Origin of the sequence: Nocardia sp. BMG111209 (assembly GCF_000381925.1) — a bacterium.
GTDB lineage: Bacteria > Actinomycetota > Actinomycetes > Mycobacteriales > Mycobacteriaceae > Nocardia.
Genome location: NZ_KB907309.1, coordinates 953,167 through 974,640, shown reverse-complemented (window position 1 = coordinate 974,640; position 21,474 = coordinate 953,167). Strand labels below are relative to the sequence as shown.

The following is a 21,474-nucleotide window of genomic DNA, read 5'->3' as shown; positions in this document are numbered from 1 at the left end:
GGGCGGACAGTGCGCAGATTGATATCCGGCCGATCAATGGCCGCACGTGTCTCGGCTGTACAAACCTAAGTCTCTAGTAGAGGATTAGCCCGAATCGACCCGAATGTAGCTGTGCTTTTGCCGGTGACGGCCGGGACATGCCGATGTCACGGTCACGGCGTGATCACATCCCCGCGATCACCCGCGATCCGGCACCGGCGACCACCGGCGTGCAGCACAGGCGGACGTGCGGGCGGACGTACGGACGAAGGGCCGCACAGCAGCACAGGCGGACCGGCGCGCGGAGCACGGCGGACGGGCGCCCCGGCGGACGGGCGCACCAGAGGACAGGCGCACGGGTGGATAGGGAGGACGGGTGCACAGGCAGACGGGTGCACAGGCAGACGGGCGGACAGGCGGACAGGCGAGGAGCGCCGGACGGGCGGAGCGGCGGGCGGACGCACCGACCAACGGGCGGACTGGAGCACGGGCGGACCGGCGCACAGAGCACCGGCGGACAGGCGCACCGGCGGACGGGTGCGCAGGCGGACGGGGCGAGCGGACGGGCATCCCGGTGTGAGCACATTTCCGCAGCCCGCGGCGTGGTCACCTCCGAGCACCACAGCACGACGCGACAATTCACCCCCCGATCCGGCGGGCCGACACGACGGAGGTTGCAGTGACGCGACGCGGTGACCTACCCAGCCGCAGGCGTGGCCGGCCGGCTGCGGCCGGCCTCGCCGCCCTGCTCGTGACCTCGGGTGCGGCCGCCGTCGGCTGGGTGACGGCCACGCCGGTCGGACCCGCCCACGCGGCCGCGGCGTACCGCCCGACCGGCATCGGCCACGGCCGCGGCATGAGCCAGTTCGGGGCGATGGAACAGGCCGCGGCCGGCGCCTCGGCCGACCACATCCTGCTGAGCTACTACCCCGGCGCGACGCTGGCCGCGGTCCCGCGCACGCCGGTCCGGGTCCGCCTGATGTCCGACGACGGCGAGACCCTCGACGTCCAGTCCGATACCGGCCTGCTGGTCGGCGGCCGGCGAGTGGTCGCCGGCCAGGCCGCCCACCTGACCCCTACCTCCGGCGGTGGCGCCGACGTGGTCGTCACCATCGACTGCGACGGCGACACGCTGTGGCGCGGGCACACCGACGACCCCTGGGCCTATCCGCTGGATCAGGGCAACAACCGCCCCGCCGCCGAACATCTGAAGATCTGCGGTGGTGGCGCGTATCGCGGCGCGCTCGGCGTCGCGCTGGAGGGTGACGCCGCGCGCACGATCAACGAGGTGGACGTCGAGGACTATCTGCTCGGCGTCGTGCCCGCCGAGATGCAGGCCAACTGGGCCGACCGCGGCGGCACCGAGGCGCTGCGCGCCCAGGCGATCGCCGCCCGCTCCTACGCACTCGCGGAACACCGCTACGCCTACGCGCAGACCTGCGACACCACCGACTGCCAGGAATATCCCGGCACCGAACGCGAGGACGACCGCGCCGCGGCCGCCGTGCGCAGCACCGCCGGCCAGGTCCTGCTCCGCACCGGCCGCATCCTGCGCACCGAATACTCCTCGTCCCCGGACGGTGGACAGCCGATCGATATCACCACCCTCGACCTGGGCCCCGCCCCGCAACAGCTGGGCGCCGTCCCGCATCCGAACATTGCCCCGATCCCGCGCCCGCAGACCGTCATCGACGTGAAATACGCCGAGACAGGCGGCAACACCGGCCCCCTCGGCGCTCCCGACGGCCCGGAACTGCCCCTACCGGCCGGCCTGGGCACCTACCGCCAATTCCACAACGGCGTCATCGTCGCCACCGCCGCACTCGGCGTCCAGGTGATCGACCTCCGCGCCCTGAACGCCCTCCTCCACCCCGTCCCCCGCCCCGCCGACCACCCCCAACCCGACGAGCCTCCCACCACAGCCGCCACCCCCACCCCACCCCCGACGCCGATGGCATCCGGTCCCGTCGCAGCATCGAACTCGACCCCGTCCCCGGCCGCCCCCGGTGCCTCCACTCCGAGCGTCGCAGCAACAGCCGCCACCGGAGGCGGCGGCGCCGGCGAAGCGCCCTCGCGACGCCAGGACGCCATCGGTCCGGACATCGGCGCCGACGCCACCCGGAGCCGAGGCGGCAACTCGGCCGACAGCATGCCAGGCCGCAGCGGCCGCCAGGGCCCGACCGCTGCGGACGCAGGCGCTGCGGGGCGAGTCGGCAACTGAGCCCGGGCCGCGGCAACCGCCGGCGGGCGGCACGGTTTCACCACGAACACCCCTTGACCTTGACGTAACGTCAAGTTGCAACCTGGAGTGGTCGACGCGACGAGGGAGCGAAAACCGTGGAGTCCAGGGCCGAATGGTCGATTCAGGAGCTGGCCCGGGCCGCCGGGACCACCAGTCGCACGCTGCGCCATTACGGGCAGGTGGGGCTGTTGCCGGCGGCTCGGATCGGGGCCAACGGCTATCGGTACTACGACCAGGACTCCCTGGTCCGGCTGCAGCGCATCCTGCTGTTGCGGGAGCTCGGTCTCGGCCTGCCGGTGATCGCCGAAGTTCTTGCCGGACAGCAGGATACGGTGGTCGCACTGCGGACCCACCTCGGCCTGCTGGAGCAGGAGCGGGAGCGGATCACCCGGCAGATCGCGTCGGTGCACACCACATTGCGCAAGACGGAAGCGGGAGAGCCACTCATGGCCGAGGAAGTATTCGACGGATTCGATCACACGCAGTATCGGGACGAGGTGATCGAGCGCTGGGGTCAGGACGCCTACGACAGCGGTGATCGCTGGTGGCGGTCGATGACCGACGCGCAGCGGCAGGAGCACGGGCAGCGACATCTCGACATCGCCGCCGACTACGGCCGGGCGCACGCCGCGGGGCTGGCGCCGGGCGACGACGCGGTGCAGGAGATCGTGCAACGGCACTACGACTGGATCACCGTCGGCTGGCAGGGCCGGCGGCCCACGGCGGCGGCGTTCACCGGTCTCGGCGATATGTACGTCGCGGATCCGCGGTTCGCCGCGAACTACGATCGGCACGGCGCGGGCACGGTCGGATTCGTGCGCGCGGCGATGGGCGTGTACGCCGAAAACCGGTTGGCGTGACGGGAATTCGTGCCCCACGAATTCACCACGGACGGTTCACGGTTCCGTCTCGAGTGTGGACAGTGCCGTAACGGAACCCTAGCCTCGATTCTTATCCGATTGTCCTTTTCCGACCGGTGATCACACCGCCTTCACGGAGGGTGGGACAAGCATGCGCAAGCTCCGTGTGACGGCCCTGCTCGACGGGCGGGTCATCGACCTGGACGCCGTATCCGGCGTCTGGACGCTGTTCATCGACGGTGTCTGCCACCACCCCGACGACATCGTGGACGACCCCCGTACCGGGCGGGTCTTCTGGGTGGAGCGGCCCGACGATTTCGACCCGGCCCGCATCGCGATCCAGCGGGTCGAGGCCGACGGAGCCGATCGGGTGACCATCGTGCCGGGCGGCGACGGGGTGCCGTCCGGCCTGGTCTGCGATGTCGACGCGGGCAAGCTGTACTGGGGGGTGCTGGGGAGCCCGCGCGTGCTGCGCTGTGATCTGGACGGCGCCAACGTCGAGAGCGTGATCGATCTCGCGTGTGCCTATACCTCCGTGCAGGCGGTGCGCCGCAATCTGTCGCATTCCTGCCGGGGCCGCAACGATTTCTCGTCCTCGGCGGGGGCGAATCCGGCCGGGTGGTTCTGCGGCCGCCGGTAGGCGTTCGGGGAATTCACGGCGAATTCTCGGTGACGGTGGTTCGTGGTGCGGGTTTCCGGGTGGCGATACATGACGAAGCGAGGTTTCGCATGGGCAAGCTGCTGGCGCTGGCGGTGTCGCGGGGCGAGATCCTCGAGGTGGATATCGATACCGGGACGACCGCCGCATTCGTGACCGGGCTGAACCGGATGCCCGACGGCATCGTCGAGGATCCGAAGACCGGCCGGGTGTACTGGACGGATATGGGCGCCGACCCGGCCGCCGGCACCGGGTCGATCGAGCGGGTGGACGCCGACGGCGGCGGCCGGACCACGATCGTCCCGGTCGGCGGCACCCACACCCCCAAACAGCTGGCCGGGGACTGGGTCGAGGGCAAGCTCTACTGGAGCGACCGTGAGGGCATGCGGGTGATGTGCTGCGACCTGGACGGCGAGAACGTGGAAACCCTGATCGACCGGTCCACCGGCGACGAGGACGCGGAGCTGCGGCGCTGTGTCGGCGTCGCCGTCGACCACGGGCGCGGCCAGCTGTACTGGACCCAGAAGGGCCCCGAGAAGGGCGGCCGGGGCCGGATCTTCCGCACCACCGCGGCCCCGGCCGCCGATCCGGCCCACCGCCCCGACCTGGAGATGTTGTGGTCCGGGCTGCCGGAGCCGATCGATCTGGAGCTCGACCTCGACAACGAGCTGGTCTACTGGACCGATCGGGGCGCGCCGCCGGCCGGCAACACCCTCAACCGCGCGCCGCTGCCGGCCCATCGCGCGCCGGGCGGGCCGCCGGAGATCCTGGCCGACGGATTCCGGGAGGCGATCGGCCTGGCGTTGACCGCGGATCGGACATCGGCCTACGTCAGTGATCTCGGCGGCACGATCCACGAGGTGGATGTCACCGCCCGGACGAAACGGCCGGTGCTGCGGTCCGGCACTCCGCTCACCGGGCTGGTGATCCGCAAGTACGGCGGCTGATCGGGCCGCCCGCGGACCGGGCTCACCGACTCGCCCTGGCGGCGGAGCGGACTTCCGATACGCTGGGCTCCCGTGACCGTCGCTTCCCCCTTCGATCTCATCGTCGTCGGCTCCGGCTTCTTCGGGCTGACCATCGCCGAGCGCACCGCGAGCCAGCTCGGCAAGCGTGTCCTGGTCGTCGAACGCCGCCCCCATCTGGGCGGTAACGCCTACTCCGAGCCCGACCCGGAGACCGGGATCGAGGTGCACAAGTACGGCGCCCACCTCTTCCACACCTCGAACAAGCGGGTGTGGGAGTACGTGAACCAGTTCACCGAGTTCACCGGGTACCAGCACCGGGTCTTCGGCTTGCACAAGGGGCAGGCGTACCCGCTGCCGATGGGCCTCGGATTGTTGTCGCAGTTCTTCGGGCGGTATTTCAGCCCCGAGGAGGCCCGCGCGCTGATCGCCGAGCAGTCTGCCGAGGTCGACGGCAAGAACGCCGCCAACTTCGAGGAGAAGGCGATCTCCCTGATCGGCCGTCCGCTCTACGAGGCCTTCTTCCGCGACTACACCGCCAAGCAGTGGCAGACCGATCCCAAGGAACTTCCCGCCGGCAACATCACCCGGCTCCCGGTCCGGTACACCTTCGACAACCGGTACTTCAACGACACCTACGAGGGCCTGCCGCGCAACGGCTACACCGCCTGGCTCACCAAGATGGCCGAATCCGACCTGATCGAGGTCCGGGTGGACACCGACTGGTTCGCCGTCCGCGACGAGCTGCGCGCGCAGAATCCGGACGCCCCGGTGATCTACACCGGCCCGCTGGACCGCTACTTCGACTACGCCGACGGCGAATTGGGCTGGCGCACCATCGATTTCGAGACCGAGGTGCTGCCGACCGGTGACTTCCAGGGCACCTCGGTGATGAACTACAACGATGCGGACGTGCCCTACACCCGCATCATCGAGCCGCGGCACTTCCACCCGGAGCGGGACTATCCGGCCGACCGGACGGTGATCCAGCGCGAGTTCTCCCGGTTCGCGCAGACCGGTGACGAGCCGTACTACCCGATCAACACCCCGGAGGACCGCGCCAAGGTGCTCGCCTACCGCGAGCGCGCGAAGGCCGAAACCGCTTCCGCCAAGGTCATTTTCGGCGGTCGCCTGGGCACCTACCAGTACCTGGACATGCACATGGCCATCGGCAGCGCGCTCAGCACCTTCGACAACGTGCTGCGGCCGCATCTGGAAACCGGTGCGCCGCTGGTGGATCAGGACACGAACCGATGACCCAGGCCACCGTGGAGAACGCGACGGAGATCAACGGTTCGCGCGCGATCTCGTTGCTGCAGCGCATCATTCTGCCCCGGCCGGGCGAACCGCTGGACGTGCGCACGCTGTACCTGGAGGAGTCCGCGACGAATGCCCGTCGCGCCCATGCCCCGTCGCGTACCTCGCTGTCGATCGGCGCGGAGTCCGAGGTGTCGTTCTGCACCTACTTCAACGCGGTCCCGGCCAGCTACTGGCGGCGCTGGAGCATCCTGAAGTCGGTGGTGCTGCGCCTGGAGCTGTCCGGTCACGGCCGCGTCGACGTGTACCGCTCCAAGGCCGACGGCTCGCGAATCCACGTGCAGGGCAACGAGTTCAGCGCGTCGGATGCGGCACATGTCGAATTCGAGGTGGATCTCGGCCCGTTCGAGGACGGCGGCTGGATCTGGTTCGACATCACCACCGACACCGCGGTCGAATTGCGCAGCGGCGGTTGGTACGCGCCGATCGAGGCCCCGGGCGACGGCGGCATCGCGGTCGGCATGCCCACCTTCAACCGGCCCACCGACTGCGTGAAAACCCTTGCGGCCCTCGGCTCGGACCCGCTGGTGCTGGAGAAGATCAAGGCCGTGATCATCGCCGACCAGGGCACCCGCAAGACGGTCGACGAGCCCGGATTCGCCGAGGCCGCAGCGGGTCTCGGCGGCCGGCTGGCCATCCACGATCAGCCCAACCTCGGCGGCTCCGGCGGCTACAGCCGGGTCATGTACGAGGCGCTGAAGACCACCGACGCCCAGTACATCGTCTACATGGACGACGATATCGAGATCGAGCCGGACTGCATCCTGCGCGCGCTCGCCTTCGCCCGCTTCGCCCGCACCCCCACGCTGGTCGGCGGGCAGATGCTGAACCTGCAGGAGCGTTCGCACCTGCACGTGATGGGCGAGATCGTCGATCGCGGCATCTGGATGTGGACGTCGGCCCCGAACGTCGAGTACGACCACGACTTCGCCAAATACCCGCTGCGCGACCGGGACAACTCCAAGCTGCTGCACCGGCGCATCGATGTCGACTTCAACGGCTGGTGGACCTGTGTCATCCCGCGCTCGGTCGCCGAGGAGATCGGCCAGCCGCTGCCGCTGTTCCTGAAGTGGGACGACGTCGAATACGGCCTGCGCGCCCGCGCCGCCGGCTATCCGACGGTCACCCTGCCCGGTGCGGCGGTGTGGCACATGGCGTGGAGCGACAAGGACGACGCCATCGACTGGCAGGCGTACTTCCACCTGCGCAACCGGCTCGTCGTCGCGGCGCTGCACCTGCCCAACGACGGCCGGCCGATGGTGCTCAACACGATCAAGGCGACGCTGAAACACCTGCTGTGCCTGGAGTACTCGACGGTCGCCATCCAGAATCAGGCGATCCGCGACTTCCTGGCCGGTCCGGACCGGCTGTTCGATCTGCTGCCCTCCGCTCTCGGCGAGGTGGCGCAGATGCGCAAGGAGTTCCCGGACGCGGTGGTCGTGCCGTCCGCCACCGAACTACCGCTGCCCAGCGGCAGCGGCGTGGGTGCGGTCGGCGAGCCGGGCAATCCGATCGCCAAGGTGGTGCGGCTGGCCAAGGGCGTGGTGCACAACCTGCGCGCCGCCGATCCGCAGCACCATCAGCGTCCGCAGCTCAATGTGCCCACCCTGGACGCCCGCTGGTACCTGCTGTCGCAGGTCGACGGCGTCACCGTGACCACCGCCGACGGCCGCGGCGTGGTCTACCGCAAGCGCGATCCGCGGCAGGCGTGGGGCCTGTTCACGGAGGCGATGCGGTTGCGCCGGGAACTGGCCGGGCGCTTCCCGACCGTGCGCGAACGGTATCGTGCGGCGCATCCGCGGCTGACCAGCACGGCCGCGTGGGAGAACATCTTCGGAATCCACGGCGAACCGATCCAGGGAGAGCAGCAATGACCGCCGCCCAGCCGGCCGACCCGCCCCGCCTGCACGTCGTCCCCGAACCGCCCGCGCCCCGGCCGATCGAGGTCCGGATCATCAACGCGGTGCAGAACTCGATCGGCGGCGATCCGCGGGTGGTGCGGGCCGCGCGCGGACTGTCGCACTTCGGCGAGCATTCCCTGGGCTGGCTCGGGATCGCCGCGGTGGGCGCGCTGGTCGACCGGCCGCGGCGGCGGCAGTGGGCCGGGGTGGCCGTCGGCGCGTTCGGCGCGCACGCCGCCTCCGTGATCCTGAAGCGGGTCGTCCGCAGGCCGCGGCCGCACGATCCGTCGGTCCGGATCAACGTGTCGACGCCGAGCAAGCTGAGCTTCCCGTCCTCGCACGCGACCTCCACCACCGCGGCGGCGGTGTTGCTGGGCAGGCTCACCGGGTTACCCTTGCCCGCGGTGCTGGTACCGCCGATGCTGATCTCCCGGGTCGTGCTCGGGGTGCACTACCCCACCGACGTGCTCGCCGGTTCGGCGCTGGGCGCTGCCTCCGCCGCCGTCGTGCTGGCCGCCGAAAAGAGACTCGAGAGTTGACCGCACAGGAAAGAGCCCTGGTCGTGAGTGAAGAGCCGACAACCGTCGAATTGGACGAGGCCGTCATCAAGGGCCCGCCGAAGACCCTGGTCGGCGGGCTGTTCAAGGCCATCCGGCCGCGGCAGTGGGTGAAGAACGTCCTGGTGCTGGCCGCGCCGATGGCCGCCGGCAAGCTACCCGACGGCCAGTACGCGCTGGCCGACGCCACCCGGCTCGGGCACATCGGCATCGCCTTCGTGGTGTTCTGCCTGGCGGCCTCGGGCATCTACCTGGTCAACGACGCGCTGGACGTGGAGGCCGACCGCGCCCACCCGACCAAGCGCTACCGGCCGATCGCCGCCGGCGTGGTGCCGGTGAACCTCGCCTACGTGCTGTCGGTGGTGCTGCTGGCCGCCTCGCTGGTGGGCTCCTTCCTGGCCTCCTGGCAGCTCGCCGTCGTGATGGCGGTGTACATCTCCATCCAGCTGGCGTACTGCTTCGGGCTCAAGCACCAGGCCGTGCTGGACATCTGCATCGTGTCCTCGGGCTTCCTGCTGCGCGCGGTGGCCGGCGGCGCGGCGTCGAACATCCACCTGTCGCAGTGGTTCCTGCTGATCATGGCGTTCGGTTCGCTGTTCATGGCGGCCGGAAAGCGCTATGCGGAACTGAAGATCGCGCTGGACACCGGCGCCAAGATCCGTAAGTCGTTGCAGTACTACACCCCTACCTACCTGCGCTTCATCTGGACGTTGTCGGCCACCGCGGTGGTGGTCTTCTACGGCCTGTGGGCGTTCGAAACCGATCACAAGCACACCCAGTGGTTCGCGGTCTCGATGATTCCGTTTACGATCGCAATCCTGCGCTACGCGGTCGACGTCGATGGCGGCGAGGCCGGTGAACCCGAAGAGATCGCGCTGGGGGACCGCATTCTGCAACTCCTGGCCATCGCGTGGATCGGAGCGGTAGGTGTTGCTGTCTATCTCACCTGACGAGATGGTGGTCGAGGGACAAGAGAACGAGGGAGGGCCGGCGGCGGGTGCCGCCGGCCCGGCCACCCGCGCTCAGAGGCGATCGGCTCTGGTGTCCCGGACCGTCTTCGTCGGTGGGGTAGTGCTCACCGCGGTCCTCTTCGCGCTCGGCGCCTGGCAGCGCCGATGGATCGCCGACGACGGACTGATCGTGTTGCGCACCGTGCGCAATCTGCTGGCCGGATACGGGCCGGTGTTCAACGAGGGCGAGCGGGTGGAGACCAACACCAGCGCCGCCTGGACCTACGTGATCTGGTTCTTCGCCTGGATCACCCACGCCCGGCTGGAGTACGTCAGCCTCGCCGTGGCGCTGAGCCTCTCGGTGCTCGCGATCGTGCTCGCCATGCTCGGCGCCGCACGGCTGTGGGGCCGGCCCTGGACCACCCCGCAGCGGGCCGGTACGCCGGTACTGCTGCTGCCCGCGGGCGCGGCGGTGTACATCGCGGTGCCGCCGGCCCGCGACTACGCCACCTCGGGCCTGGAGAACTGCCTGGTGATCTGCTGGCTCGGCCTGCTCTGGTGGCTGCTGATCCGCTGGAGCCGCACCGAACGCGCGAGTACCGGCCTGATGCTGACGATCGCCTTCGTCGCCGGGCTGTCCTGGCTGATCCGGCCGGAGATGATCATCGTCGGCGGCCTCGCCGGTCTGCTGATCTTCCTCGCCCCGATGCCCGCGAGCCGGCTGAAGCCGATCGTGCTGCGGTGCGCGATCCTGGTGGCCGGTTGCCTGGTGCCGGGCCTGTACCAGATCTTCCGGATGGGCTATTACGGTCTGCCCTATCCGAATACGGCCGTGGCCAAGGAGGCCGGCGGTGCGAAGTGGGGTCAGGGTTTCACCTACCTGTGGGATCTGACCGGACCGTATCTGCTGTGGCTGCCGGTGCTGCTGCTCCTGGTGGCCGCCGTGCTGAGCCGGCGTCCGGCCCGGGTCCGCCCGGCCGCCGGCACCGCGGCGGAGTCCGCCCGGCCCACCGGTCTCGGCCCCCGCGCGGCCCGGATGTGGCAGCGCCGCGATCGGCTGCGCACGCCGGCCGTCGTGGTCGCGCTGGTGCTGGTCGCCGGGCTGGCGCTGGTGGTGTTCGAACTGCGCGTCGGCGGCGACTTCATGCACGGCCGGATGTTGCTGCCGCAGTTGTTCTGCCTGCTGCTGCCGGTCGCGGTGCTGCCGGTGCGGGTACCGGTCCGGCGATCGGCCGCACCCGCCGAATCGGACGGGCGGCCCGCCGCGAAACCCGCGGGCCGTGCGGCGACCTGGCTCGCGGCGGGTACCGCGGTGGTCTGGCTCGCCGTCGTCGGCTGGTCGGTCTTCGTCACCGACAGCACCGGCAACAACTCCGGCGCCAACATCAGCTCGACCGGCATCGTCGACGAGCGGATCTACTACGTGCTCAACAGTTCTCATCAGCATCCGGTGCTGGCCGAGGACTATCTCGACTATCCGCGGATGCGGGCGATGGTGCAGGACATCGCCGCCACGCCCGACGGCGGCCTGCTGCTGAGTTCGCCGTCGTACATGATGTGGTACGTCGCACCGCCGCCACTGCCGATTCCCGACGGCGGCGCCGGGCATACGGTCTACTTCCTGAACCTCGGGATGACCAGCATGAACGTCCCGCTGGACGTCCGGGTCATCGATCAGGAGGGCCTCGCGTATCCGCTTGCCGCGCACACCGATCGGCTCAGCGACGGCCGGATCGGGCACGACAAGAACCTGTATTCGGACTGGGTGATCGTCGACGCCGGCGCGGTCGGCCAGCATCCCTGGATGCCGTGGTTCCTGGACGAGAAGTGGGTCAAGCAGGCCCGCACCGCGTTGACGTGCCCGGACACCCAGGCGTTGCTGGCCTCCTCGCGAGGGCCGTTGACCGCGTCCAGATTCCGCCACAACGTGGAGCAGGCGCTGCATTTCGCGAAATACCGGATCGACCGGGTACCCAAGTACGAGATCCAGCGCTGTGGTCTGGTCGATCCGACCACCCCGGTCGCTCCGAATTAACTGAACCTGGACGCTTATCCGAGCGGTCTCGGCGGGGTAACACCGCGATGGTCCCCGGACGATAAGCTGCCGGGAGACATCCGTCGGAAGCGCGTGTCCCACATCCGGTCCGGCGGTCGTGACGTAGCAGCGGCCGGGTTCGCTCGTCCGTACAACGGAAAGGCCGATCGAACTATGCGTGGGGTGACTGTTTTCCGGGCGCGGCACAGCAGCCCGGGCCGGCGTGCCGCCCGGTTGACCAGAGCGGTACTCGGCCTGGCGTTGGCGGCACTGTTGCCGATGAGCCTCGCGGTGGGCGGCGCCGGGACGGCGTCGGCCGCGTTCGATCCGTCCGCCATGGACTTCTGGGTCGACTCGCCGGTGATGGGTCCGATCAAGTCGCGGATCTTCCGCGCGGCGGACGGCAACACCAGCCGGGTCGTGTACGCCCTGGACGGTATGCGGGCCCGCGACGACCTCAACGGCTGGGAGATCGAGACCAATGTCGCGGCGCAGCTCACCGCCGCCAACATCAACGTCGTGATGCCGGTCGGCGGTCAGTCCAGCTTCTACGCGGACTGGAACGCGGCCAGCTCGTTCCTGGGCCTGCCGCCGGTGAGCGGCTCGTCCGGCTCGGCCTCGGGATCCTCCTCGGGTTCCGGCGGCCTGCAGGTGCTCGCGGGCGGCCCGGGTAAGAGCTACCGGTACGACTGGGAATCCTTCATCACCCGCGACCTGCGCAACGCGCTGCGGGACCGGCTGGGGTTCAGTACCTCCCGCAACGGCGTCTTCGGCCTGTCCATGGGCGGCAGCGCCGCGGTGACGCTGGCCGCCTACCATCCGGAACAGTTCAGCTACGCCGGTTCGTACTCGGGATACCTCAACGTGTCGGCGCCGGGTATGCGGGAGGCGTTGCGCGCGGCCATGATCGACGCCGGTGGCTACAACATCGACTCGATGGCGCCGCCGTGGGGTCCGCAGTGGCTGCGGATGGATCCGTTCGTCTTCGCCCCCCGGTTGAAGACCAACAACACCCGCCTGTGGATCTCCGCGGGCAGCGGTCTGCCCGGCGTCGCGGACGGGGCGAACTTCGCCACCGTCAACGCCATGGGCCTGGAAGGCCTGGCCCTGGCCAACACCCGGGCGTTCCAGGTGCGCATGGTGACGCTGGGCGCGGACAACGTGACCTACGACTTCCCGAACATCGGCGTCCACAACTGGCGGTACTGGGAGAGCGAAGTGAATCGGATGCTGCCCGATCTCTCGGCGAATATCGGCTGACCTTCGGCCACGATCGACGGACTCGGCCCGGGAACTCGTTTCCCGGGCCGAGTCCTTTTTATGCGACGTGACGGTCCGGCAAATACCAGGTTTACGTCACGGTTCGATAAAGGAGGGTGTTTCCCCCTGAATCGGACAGGGTGGTCTGCCTATAGAAGAGCCGGTAAGTCACAACGCCGAAACCTTCGTCACCACGGGAAGCCTTCGGTGTCGAGAGTCGATCGTCAAGCACTTGGGTTGCGGTCACCGCGTGATCGCACGGGCGAAAGGTCGAGTCGATGCGGGTTCGTTGGATACGCGAAAGGGTTGCCGCCGAGGGCGAAAGGGAACGAAGGCCCGGCGGCGGAAATGGTGGCCGGGTCCGGCGACTCGTGCGCGGGCTCGCGGGATTCGCGCTGGCCGTGGCGCTGCCGGCCGTCCTGGCGATCGGTGGTGCGCCGGTGACGAAGGCGGCGTTCAACCAGGACGGCTTCGATTTCTGGGTGGACTCCGGCATGGGTCAGATCAAGTCCCGGATCTTCCGGGCCGCGGACGGCAACACCAGCCGGGTGCTGTACGCGCTGGACGGCCTGCGGGCCCGCGACGACCTGTCGGGCTGGGAGATCGATACCGATGTGCCCCGGCTGGTCTCGCAGTACAACATCAACATCGTGATGCCGGTGGGCGGCCAGTCCAGTTTCTACACCGACTGGGCGGCGGCCAGTAACACCAACGGTCAGGCGAAGGCCTACACCTGGGAGACGTTCCTGACCCAGGATCTGCCGGGCGCGCTGCGGGATCGGCTCGGATTCAGCCCGGTCGGCAACGCCATCATGGGTTTGTCGATGGGCGGGTCCGCTGCCATGACGATGGCGGCCTATCACCCGGAACAGTTCAAATACGCCGCGGCGTATTCGGGCTATCTGAATCTGTCCGGGATCGGTATGCGCGAGGCGTTGCGGCTGGCGATGCTGGACGCGGGCGGCTACAACATCGACGCGATGTGGGGTTTCCCCTGGGATCCGCGCTGGACGCGCAACGATCCCACCCACGAGGTCAATCTGTTGCGGGCCAACGGGACCCGGCTGTGGGTCTCCTCGGGTAACGGCATTCCGGGCCCGCGTGACCAGATCAACCAGCCGATGGACGCCTTCCATCTGGTCAACGCGCAGGTGCTGGAGGCCATCGCGCTCGGTAACACCCGGGCCTTCCAGGCCAGCTGGGACGGTTCCGGTCCCGGCAACGCGACCTTCGACTACACCGCGGTCGGCGTGCACAGCTGGCACTACTGGACGGACGAGGTCGTCAAGATGCTGCCCGATCTGAGCGAACACCTCTAGTATTCGAGAGGGACACAACGGACAACCAGCAGTGCGCTGGTGCGGTGCGACGAAACATCACAGCACCGCATCCCGTCGCCTGCTGGTTGTCCATATGTGGACAGCCGAACGTGAAAAACGCTGCCGATTCACAGCTTTCGACGGCGCGACATCATCGGGCGGACGCGGTAAGGTCACTACACGATTACGAAAGGTGCACGGGCGGATTTCGGTCAGCCGACCGATACCGTCTTGCTAACGATTGGGCGGTCGAATATCGTCCAGCAAGCGCAAGTGTGACCAGTTCGTAGGTGGCGGCCCGGCCACTGCGCCAACGGCAGCGACTACAACAGCAGACACAGCAGAAGAAAGAGAGCAGTATCCATGCGTTTCGGCAGGTCCGCCGCGCCGGCTGCGGATTCGGCGCTCGCGACTGAGAGTCTCCGGTCGCGTCGGCGAGAAGCTCGGTCCGGTTGGCGCACACGACTTCTCGCTGTGGGGGCCGCAACCGTGGCTGTCCCGCTCGCGGCAGCCGCGGCTACCCCGGCGGTCGCACTGGCCAGCCCGGTGGTCAATTCCGTACATCGCACTCCGGCCGGTGGCTACGACGAACTGATGGTTCCGTCGGTCATGGGTCCGGTCAAGGTCCAGGTGCAGTGGGCGAAGAACGGCGGCAGCTCCGCGCTGCTGCTGCTCGACGGCCTGCGCGCCCGGGACGACAAGAACGCCTGGTCGTTCGAGACCAACGCGCAGGACCAGTTCGCCAACGACGACGTCACCCTGGTGATGCCGGTCGGCGGTCAGTCCAGCTGGTACGCCGACTGGGCCTCGCCGAGCAACACCAACGGCCAGAAGTTCACGTACAAGTGGGAGACGTTCCTGACCCAGGAGCTGCCCGGCTACCTGGCCAACAACTACGGTGTCTCGCAGAAGAACTGGGCCGTCGCCGGTCTGTCGATGAGTGGTCCCGCCGCGCTGCGGCTGGCCGGTTTCCATCGCGACCAGTTCAAGTACGCGGCCTCCTTCTCGGGTCCGCTGAACTGGAACGCCCCGGGCATGCGTGAGGCCATCCGCGCGATGATGCTCGACGCCGGCCGGTTCAACTGCGACGCCCTGGCGGTGCCGTGGAGCCCGCAGTGGCTGAAGATGGACCCGATGGTGTTCGCCCCGCAGCTGCGCGGCCTGCCGATGTACATCTCGGCCTCCAGCGGTCTGCCGGGTCAGTACGACCACCCGAACAGCGCGGTGGGCGTGTTCAACACCGGTACCGCGATGGGCATCGAGGCCATCTCGATGGTCAGCACCCGGGCCTTCCAGGCGCGGCTGAATTCGCTGCATATCCCGGCCACCTACGATTTCCCGGCGGTCGGCACCCACTCCTGGCTGTACTGGCAGGACGAGCTGGGTAAGTCCCGCCCGGGTATCCTGGCGGCTCTCGGCGCCAGCGCCGGATAAATCGCGGCGCCGCATACGGCGAACGCTACGAATCACCCACTGCCCCCGGCATCCCGCCGGGGGCAGTGGCGTTTCGGAACCGTGCAATACCGTTCAGTTATTTCCGGGCATTGTGGCGAAATGTCCGGGAACTGCCCGGAATCGATTGCATTACTCCGCGCGTCCTACCTGGCTACCCACCGGCATGACGGTAGAAACATGGTCGTGGCAGCAGCGCGAAATGATGCGGGGAGGATGTTCCGTGGCGTTCGGCGGGGCGCGGTGCTGGCCGCCGCCGCACTGCTACCGCTGACCGCCGGTGTCGTCGCGGTACCGGCCGCGGCCCAGCAGGCCGCGATCCCGGCGCCCGCCGCCGTTGTGCAGCAGGCGATCTGGCTCAGCGACCGCCGCGTCGCGCTGTGGATCAACTCGCCCTCGATGGGCGCTCCGGTACAGGTGCAACTGCTGCTCGCCCGGGACTGGAACACCCACCCCGAGGCGCGATTCCCGGTCATGTACCTGCTCGACGGGCTGCGGGCCACCGACGACGAGAACGGCTGGACCAAACAGGCCGGCGCGCAGGACTTCTTCGCCGACAAGAACGTCACGGTGGTGCTGCCGGTCGGCGGCGAGTCCAGCTTCTACTCCGACTGGCTCGAGCCGGACAACGGCCACAACTACAAGTGGGAGACCTTCCTCACCAGGGAGCTCCCGCCGCTGCTGGAGGGTCAGTGGCGGGCCACGGATGTCCGTGGCCTGGAAGGTATTTCGATGGGCGGCACGGCGGCGATGTTCCTGGCCGGCCGCAATCCGGGCTTCGCCCGGTTCGCCTCCGCGTACTCGGGCTACCTCACCACCACCACGCTGGGCATGCCGCAGGCGATCACCTACGCCATGCGCGATGCGGGCGGATTCGACGCCAACTCGATGTGGGGCCCGCCGACCAGCGACGAATGGGCCGCGCACGACCCGTACAACCTGGCCGAGAAGCTGAAGGGCACGAGCCTCTACATTTCCGCCGGCAGCGGTACCACCGGCACCTTCGACAGCCCGTCCGATATTCCGCTGGTCAGTACGAATTACACCGGTATGGGACTGGAGATACTGTCCCGGCTGACCAGTCAGAATTTCATCACCAAACTCGGCCAGCTACAGATTCCGGTCACGGTCGAATACCGTCAGTCCGGAACACATTCGTGGCCGTACTGGGATTTCGAGATGCGGCAGTCCTGGCCGCAGGCGGCCGCCGCGCTGGGCGTGGACTCCGACCGCTCCGACTGCGGGGTCGGCGGCGATATCGCCGCGGTGGCGCAGTCCACCGGCTGGCTCGGCGACTGTGTCACCGGCGAATATCCGGTGACCGGCGGCGTCGCCCAGGACTTCCACGGCGGCCGGGTGATCTGGTCGCCGCTCGGTGGCGCGCATCCGGTGGGCGGCATGATCGGCGGCAGCTACGAGGGCGCGGTCGGACCGGGCGGTCCGCTCGGCCTGCCCGTCGGCGACGAGGTTCCGCTGCCCGACGGGGTCGGCCGGATGCAGGAATTCCGCGGCGGCACCGTCTACTGGAGTCCCCGCACCGGCGCGCAGGCCGTACGCGGCGCCATCCTCGACGCCTGGGGCCGGGAGGGCTACGAGCGCGGCCCGGCCGGTTATCCCACCGGTCCGGAGGCGCGCACCCCCAGCCGGGACGGTGTGGTGCAGGGCTTCGAGAACGGGCCCATCTTCGCCGGCGAGAAATCCGGCGCGCATCGGGTGCAGGGGCTGGTCCTCGGCAAATACGCGCAGCTGGGCTTCGAGGGCGGCCCGCTGGGCTTCCCGACCGCGGGGGAGGAACCGCTCAAGGACGCCGGCCGGTTCAGCCGGTTCGAGGGCGGCAACATCTACTGGAGTCCGCTGTCCGGCGCCTGGGCGGTGCGCAACGGCCCGATCATGGAGGCCTGGGGTCAGCAGGGCTTCGAGAACGGCCGGCTGGGGTTCCCGATCAGCGACGAGTTCGCGATTCCCGGCGGGATCCAGCAGAACTTCCAGACCGGATTCGTGGTCGTCCACGACGGTCGCGCCGAGGTGCACGGCGTCTGAGATGCGGGATCGCGGCGGTCGGCGGCGAACCGGCCCGGTCGCGGGTTTCGGTCTGAGAACTGCATGAGGTTCGTCCTTGCCGTGCCCTGATCGCGCGCGTTGCCGTTAGCCTGGGTGACGACCTATCCCGAAAACAGATCGAGGACCCGCATTCATGCTCCGGATTCGTGGTAAGGCAACAGCGGCCTGCGCCGCCCTGGCACTGGTTCCCGTGTTCTACCTCACCGCCTGCGGTCACAACGACTCGACCGCCTCGAGCACGCCGACGCTGAAGACCTCGACCACGACCGCCGCACCGTCGTCCACCAGCGCGGTCGCCGAGCAGCCCTCCGCGCAGCAGCAGCCGCCGGCCCCGGCGCCGACCACCACGTCGGCCGTCGCCGAGCGGCCGCAGCCCGCGCAGCCGACCACCGATGCCCCGCTGGCCGGTAAGGATCAGGCGTTCCTGGACGAGCTGAACAAGCGCGGGGTACATCCGTCCAGCCCCGACATCGCGCTGACCACGGCCCAGTACATCTGCCAGAGCAAGGCCGCCGGCGCCTCCGATTCGGAGCTGACCACCTACGTCAACGCCATGGCCGGCGCCGATCCGTCCTTCGATCAGCAGAAGATGCCGGTGGAGCAGGCCGGGAAGATCTACATCGACGTCGCCGGCGCGACCTACTGCGACAAGTGACCGTGCGCCGTCCCGGATATCCGCAGCGTGGACCGCAGTCCCGCCGCCGCGGCATGGGGTGCCTGATCGCGCTGGCGGCCGTCGCGATCATCGTGATCGTGGTGCTGCTGCTGTGGTACCTGCTGGCCGGGCGGTTGCGGCCGCCGGGGCCCACCCCGCCGGGACCGAAGCGGCCCACCAGCCAACCGGCCAGTTGCCCGGATGTGCAGTTACTGTCCATTCCAGGCACCTGGGAGTCGCGCAGCGACGACGATCCGCACAATCCGGTGGCCAATCCGCTGGCGCTGCTGCGCAATGTCACCACTCCGGTGCGCGCGCAGTTCCCGCAGAGCCGGTTGGATATCTATACCGTGCCGTACGTGGCCCAATTCTCCAATCCGGTCGCACTGCCGCCGGACGGTCAGCAGTCCTACAACAACAGCCGGTCCGAGGGCGCCCAGCGGGCCCAGGACGAACTGGCCCAGATGAACCGGACCTGCCCGCTGACCAGTTATGTGATCGTCGGTTTCTCCCAGGGTGCGGTGATCGCCGGTGATCTCGCGGCCCAGATCGGCGCCAACCGCGGGCCGGTGCCCGCGGATCTGGTGCTCGGCGTGATGCTGATCGCCGACGGCCGCCGCGATATCGGGCCCGGCCAGGCGACCGAGGTCGGCGCCGCACCGCCCGGAGTGGGTGCGGAGGTGGCCCTGAAGGGCCTCAATGTGCCGGGGATCACCATGACCGGCCCGCGCGCGGGCTTCGGCGCGGTGGCCGATCGGACCTTCACCGTCTGCGCCCCCGGCGACCTGATCTGTGACGCGCCGCGGCAGGCGCTGACCCCGGTGAACCTCATCCCGAGCGTGCTGTCACTGGTGCGCGCGGCCGGTAATCCGGTGCACGCGATGTACAACACCTTTGTGGTCGACGACAAGGGAACGACCACGACACAGTGGACGACATTGTGGGCCGAGGGCATCATCTCCGATGCCCCGCATCCGGCCCACTCCTGATCCGGTCCGGCGGCGGTTCCGGTGGTAAATTCCTCGTCCACACCAAAGGCACAGTGAAGGTGAATCCGACTCGAGGAGGCAGCCGGTGGTGATTGCACTCTCGGGAGACTCCTCCCGTCGCTGCTCTGTAACATAGCCCTGGCTCGAGTACATCTGGCCGAACTGGCGGTCACCGCGCAGACCGCCACAAATAACCGCAGGCAGGCTCGCAAGTAGCACTCGAGCGCCCGCAGGCATGGACAGTCGGGGCCTCACAGGCAACAGCGGCGACGACGCCGTGCTGCGTGTGCCTCGGAGGAGAAGGAATGACGGACGAGACTTTCGACGACTACCTGGACGAAACCGGGAACATCAGAATTCCCGAGGGCCGTACCCTGGTCGATTACGTCGAGAAGCACACCCGCAACGATGCGAATGATCTTGCTTATCGATACATCGACTACTCACGCGAGCGCGACGGTGAGTACCAGGATCTGACCTGGAAGCAGTTCGGCGTCCGGCTGCGCGCGGTGGCCGCCCGCCTCCAGCAGGTCACCAAGCCCGGTGACCGAGTTGCGGTGCTGGCGCCGCAAGGTCTGGACTATGTGATCTCCTTCTTCGCCGCCATCTATGCCGGCTGTATCTCCGTGCCGCTGTTCGACCCCGACGAGCCGGGACACACCGACCGGTTGCACGCGGTACTCGGCGACAGCAAGCCGTCCGCGATCCTGACGGCGAGTTCGTCGGCGGCGGGGGTGCGGCAGCTGTTCCGCTCGCTGCCCGCCCCGCAGCGGCCGCGGATCATCGCGGTCGACGCGGTGCCCGATACCCTCGGCGAGTCCTGGGTGCGCCCCGCCATCCTCGTGGACGATATCGCCTACCTGCAGTACACCTCGGGATCGACACGCGTTCCAGCCGGCGTCGAGATCACCCACCGGGCGGTCGGCACGAATGTGCTGCAGATGGTGCACGCGCTGGACCTCAACGAGAACTCCCGCGGCGTCACCTGGCTGCCGCTGTTCCACGACATGGGCCTGCTCTGCGTGATCGTGCCCGCGATCGGCGGCAAGTACATCACCATCATGTCGCCCAGCGCGTTCGTCCGGCGGCCCTACCGCTGGATCCACGAGCTGGCCGCGGTCTCCGACGGCGCCGGCACCTTCGCCGCCGCGCCCAACTTCGCCTTCGAGCACGCCGCCGCCCGCGGCCTGCCGCGCAACGGCGAGTCGCTGGACCTGTCGAACGTCATCGGCCTGATCAACGGCTCCGAGCCGGTCACCGTCAGCTCGATGAAGAAGTTCAACGAGGCCTTCGCGCCGTACGGCCTGCCGAAGACGGCCATCAAGCCGTGCTACGGCATGGCCGAGGCCACCCTGTTCGTGTCGGCGACCCGGCACGAGGACGAGGCCAAGGTCATCTACGTCGATCGCACCGAGCTCAACGCGGGCCGGGTGGTCCGGGTCGAGCAGGGCACGCCGAATTCGATCGCCCAGGTCAGCTGCGGCTACGTGGGTATTTCGCAGTGGGCGGCCATCGTGGACGCGGAGTCCATCGACGACGCCACCGGCGCCCGGGAACTGGCCGAGGGCGAGGTCGGCGAGATCTGGCTGCACGGCAACAACATCGGCATCGGGTACTGGGGCCGCGAGGAGGAGACCCGCAACACGTTCGGGAATCGGCTGCCGAACCGGCTGCCGGTCGGCAGCAAGGCCACCGGCACCCCCGAGGACGGCATCTGGCTGCGCACCGGCGACTACGGCGTGTATGTGGACGGCGAGCTCTACATCACCGGCCGGGTCAAGGATCTGGTGATCGTCGACGGCCGCAACCACTACCCGCAGGATCTGGAGTACTCGGCCCAGGAGTCCAGCAAGGCGCTGCGCCCCGGCTTCATCGCCGCGTTCTCGGTTCCGGCCAATCAGCTGCCGGCCGACGTGTTCGGCCCGGAGACCGGCCTGCAGTTCGACGCGGACGACTCCTCGGAGGAACTGGTGGTCGTGGCCGAGCGCGGCCCGGGTGCCGGCAAGGCCGATCCGGAGCCGATCGCGGACGCGGTCCGCGCGGCGATCTCCCAGCGCCACGGCGTCACCGCCCGCGACATCCTGCTGGTGCCCGCGGGCTCGATCCCGCGTACGTCCAGCGGCAAGATCGCCCGCCGGGCCTGCAAGGCCGCCTATCTGGAGGGCACCCTCCGCGGCGGCTACACCCAGCAGGCCTTCCCGGATGCACCGGACGAGGACTGACTCGCACTCCCTCGGTCCCGGCGGCAGCTTCTGCCGCCGGGACTTCGGTACA

At 68.8% G+C, this 21,474-nt stretch carries 16 protein-coding genes; all 16 read left to right on the top strand.

Translation table 11 applies throughout. From position 1 onward, the window contains the following. The first annotated feature begins 658 nt into the window (after positions 1 to 658). The 16 genes from G361_RS0135595 (at position 659) to fadD32 (ending at position 21,422) form a co-directional block, all read left to right on the top strand. Complete coding sequence (locus tag G361_RS0135595; RefSeq protein ID WP_231387194.1) at positions 659 to 2,200, top strand: SpoIID/LytB domain-containing protein; 1,542 nt, start codon at positions 659 to 661, stop codon at positions 2,198 to 2,200. A gap of 116 nt (positions 2,201 to 2,316) precedes the next feature. Next, positions 2,317 to 3,081: a MerR family transcriptional regulator gene (locus G361_RS0135590; protein WP_019931920.1), complete on the top strand. Its 765-nt coding sequence runs from the start codon at positions 2,317 to 2,319 to the stop codon at positions 3,079 to 3,081. A gap of 151 nt (positions 3,082 to 3,232) precedes the next feature. After that, a complete protein-coding gene (locus G361_RS0135585; protein WP_019931919.1) occupies positions 3,233 to 3,721 on the top strand; it encodes a hypothetical protein in 489 nt (162 codons plus the stop codon). Positions 3,722 to 3,810: 89 nt separating this feature from the next. Further along, positions 3,811 to 4,686 carry a hypothetical protein gene (locus G361_RS0135580; protein ID WP_019931918.1) on the top strand — a complete coding sequence of 292 codons (876 nt, stop codon included), beginning with the start codon at positions 3,811 to 3,813 and terminating at the stop codon, positions 4,684 to 4,686. A 72-nt stretch (positions 4,687 to 4,758) separates the two neighbouring features. Beyond that, positions 4,759 to 5,961, top strand: a complete 1,203-nt coding sequence (gene glf / locus G361_RS0135575; protein ID WP_019931917.1) for a UDP-galactopyranose mutase — start codon at positions 4,759 to 4,761, stop codon at positions 5,959 to 5,961. Continuing rightward, a complete protein-coding gene (locus G361_RS0135570; protein WP_019931916.1) occupies positions 5,958 to 7,895 on the top strand; it encodes a glycosyltransferase in 1,938 nt (645 codons plus the stop codon). Before glf ends, G361_RS0135570 begins: the two co-directional genes overlap by 4 nt. Continuing rightward, complete coding sequence (locus G361_RS0135565; RefSeq protein ID WP_019931915.1) at positions 7,892 to 8,461, top strand: phosphatase PAP2 family protein; 570 nt, start codon at positions 7,892 to 7,894, stop codon at positions 8,459 to 8,461. The genes G361_RS0135570 and G361_RS0135565 overlap by 4 nt, the downstream gene beginning before the upstream one ends. Before the next feature lie 23 nt (positions 8,462 to 8,484). Next, entirely contained in the window at positions 8,485 to 9,429 is a 945-nt protein-coding gene (locus G361_RS0135560) for a decaprenyl-phosphate phosphoribosyltransferase (RefSeq protein WP_026343903.1), read from the top strand. 4 nt (positions 9,430 to 9,433) lie between these two features. Further along, a complete protein-coding gene (zomB, locus tag G361_RS0135555) occupies positions 9,434 to 11,464 on the top strand; it encodes a flagellar motor control protein ZomB (protein ID WP_019931913.1) in 2,031 nt (676 codons plus the stop codon). A 174-nt stretch (positions 11,465 to 11,638) separates the two neighbouring features. Further along, positions 11,639 to 12,724, top strand: a complete 1,086-nt coding sequence (locus G361_RS0135550) for an alpha/beta hydrolase family protein (RefSeq protein WP_052172950.1) — start codon at positions 11,639 to 11,641, stop codon at positions 12,722 to 12,724. Between the two features lie 278 nt (positions 12,725 to 13,002). Next, on the top strand, positions 13,003 to 14,043 hold the full coding sequence (locus tag G361_RS0135545) for an alpha/beta hydrolase family protein (protein WP_081635737.1): 1,041 nt from the start codon (positions 13,003 to 13,005) through the stop codon (positions 14,041 to 14,043). A gap of 363 nt (positions 14,044 to 14,406) precedes the next feature. Beyond that, complete coding sequence (locus tag G361_RS0135540) at positions 14,407 to 15,477, top strand: alpha/beta hydrolase family protein (RefSeq protein ID WP_081635736.1); 1,071 nt, start codon at positions 14,407 to 14,409, stop codon at positions 15,475 to 15,477. Between the two features lie 234 nt (positions 15,478 to 15,711). Next, positions 15,712 to 17,535 carry an alpha/beta hydrolase-fold protein gene (locus G361_RS0135535; protein WP_052172949.1) on the top strand — a complete coding sequence of 608 codons (1,824 nt, stop codon included), beginning with the start codon at positions 15,712 to 15,714 and terminating at the stop codon, positions 17,533 to 17,535. A 154-nt stretch (positions 17,536 to 17,689) separates the two neighbouring features. Next, positions 17,690 to 18,211 carry a DUF732 domain-containing protein gene (locus G361_RS0135530; protein WP_019931908.1) on the top strand — a complete coding sequence of 174 codons (522 nt, stop codon included), beginning with the start codon at positions 17,690 to 17,692 and terminating at the stop codon, positions 18,209 to 18,211. Positions 18,212 to 18,264: 53 nt separating this feature from the next. After that, positions 18,265 to 19,200 (top strand): cutinase family protein, encoded by a 936-nt coding sequence (locus G361_RS0135525; RefSeq protein WP_026343899.1) that lies wholly within the window; start codon positions 18,265 to 18,267, stop codon positions 19,198 to 19,200. Between the two features lie 305 nt (positions 19,201 to 19,505). Next, on the top strand, positions 19,506 to 21,422 hold the full coding sequence (gene fadD32, locus G361_RS0135520; RefSeq protein ID WP_019931906.1) for a long-chain-fatty-acid--AMP ligase FadD32: 1,917 nt from the start codon (positions 19,506 to 19,508) through the stop codon (positions 21,420 to 21,422). The last annotated feature ends 52 nt before the right edge of the window (positions 21,423 to 21,474 follow it).

Excerpts from the sequence above, each read along its gene's own strand:
- G361_RS0135585 (WP_019931919.1), top strand. The coding sequence starts at position 3,233 with ATGCGCAAGCTCCGTGTGACGGCCCTGCTCGACGGGCGGGTCATCGAC.
- G361_RS0135580 (WP_019931918.1), top strand. The coding sequence starts at position 3,811 with ATGGGCAAGCTGCTGGCGCTGGCGGTGTCGCGGGGCGAGATCCTCGAG.
- G361_RS0135570 (WP_019931916.1), top strand. The coding sequence starts at position 5,958 with ATGACCCAGGCCACCGTGGAGAACGCGACGGAGATCAACGGTTCGCGC.
- G361_RS0135565 (WP_019931915.1), top strand. The coding sequence starts at position 7,892 with ATGACCGCCGCCCAGCCGGCCGACCCGCCCCGCCTGCACGTCGTCCCC.
- zomB (WP_019931913.1), top strand. The coding sequence starts at position 9,434 with ATGGTGGTCGAGGGACAAGAGAACGAGGGAGGGCCGGCGGCGGGTGCC.
- G361_RS0135550 (WP_052172950.1), top strand. The coding sequence starts at position 11,639 with ATGCGTGGGGTGACTGTTTTCCGGGCGCGGCACAGCAGCCCGGGCCGG.
- G361_RS0135545 (WP_081635737.1), top strand. The coding sequence starts at position 13,003 with ATGCGGGTTCGTTGGATACGCGAAAGGGTTGCCGCCGAGGGCGAAAGG.
- G361_RS0135540 (WP_081635736.1), top strand. The coding sequence starts at position 14,407 with ATGCGTTTCGGCAGGTCCGCCGCGCCGGCTGCGGATTCGGCGCTCGCG.
- G361_RS0135535 (WP_052172949.1), top strand. The coding sequence starts at position 15,712 with ATGTTCCGTGGCGTTCGGCGGGGCGCGGTGCTGGCCGCCGCCGCACTG.
- G361_RS0135530 (WP_019931908.1), top strand. The coding sequence starts at position 17,690 with ATGCTCCGGATTCGTGGTAAGGCAACAGCGGCCTGCGCCGCCCTGGCA.
- G361_RS0135525 (WP_026343899.1), top strand. The coding sequence starts at position 18,265 with ATGGGGTGCCTGATCGCGCTGGCGGCCGTCGCGATCATCGTGATCGTG.
- fadD32 (WP_019931906.1), top strand. The coding sequence starts at position 19,506 with ATGACGGACGAGACTTTCGACGACTACCTGGACGAAACCGGGAACATC.